General features: G+C 69.4%; 1 protein-coding gene. It reads left to right on the top strand.

The features are described 5' to 3' along the window. The coding region (locus tag KJS59_RS00040) for a ketoacyl-synthetase C-terminal extension domain-containing protein (RefSeq protein ID WP_213450097.1) at positions 1-865 on the top strand (865 nt) is incomplete at both ends.

Genomic DNA, 865 nt, shown 5'->3' with positions numbered 1-865 from the left:
GCATTTCAGCGGGCAGCGTGGTCTGGCTCCGGACGGGCGGTGCAAGTCGTTCGCAGAGGCGGCGGACGGGGTGTCGTGGTCCGAGGGTGTGGGCGTCCTGGTGCTGGAGCGCCTTTCGGCGGCGCGACGCAATGGCCATCGGGTACTCGCTGTCGTTGCCGGTTCGGCGATCAATCAGGATGGCGCGTCGAATGGTTTCTCCGCGCCGAATGGTCCGTCGCAGCAGCGGGTGATTCGTCAGGCGTTGGCGAATGCGGGTCTGTCCACTGCGGATGTCGATGTGGTGGAGGCGCACGGCACTGGTACCCGGTTGGGTGACCCGATCGAGGCGCAGGCCGTCCTCGCCACCTACGGTCAGGATCGCTCGTCCCCGCTGTGGCTGGGCTCGATCAAGTCGAACATCGGCCACACCCAGGCGTCGGCGGGCGTGTCCGGCATCATCAAGATGGTGCTCGCGATGGGGCACGAGACGCTGCCGCGGACCCTGCACGTGGACGCACCGAGCAGCCACGTGGACTGGTCCGCCGGCGACGTGGCCCTGCTGACCGAGGAGCAGGCGTGGCCGCACCGCGAGGACCGGCCGCGGCGCGCCGCCGTCTCCTCGTTCGGCATCAGCGGCACGAACGCGCACGTCATCCTGGAGGAGGCGCCGGCGGTCGAGCCGGCCGTCCCGGTGATCGAGGCCGGGTATCCGTTGCCGTTGTTGGTGTCGGCCAAGACGCCAGACGCGGTGGAGGTGCAGCTGGACCGTCTGCGCGAGGTTGACGCCGACCCGGCGGACCTGGCCTATTCGTTGGCGACGACGCGTGCGGTGTTTGAGCACCGGGCGGCGATCCTGGGTGGTAAGACCTTCCGGGGTGTTGCC

The organism is Rhizomonospora bruguierae, assembly GCF_018397995.1.
GTDB classification, from domain to species: domain Bacteria; phylum Actinomycetota; class Actinomycetes; order Mycobacteriales; family Micromonosporaceae; genus Rhizomonospora; species Rhizomonospora bruguierae.
Note: the sequence above shows the minus strand (reverse complement) of the source record. Positions and strands in the feature narration are given on the sequence as shown.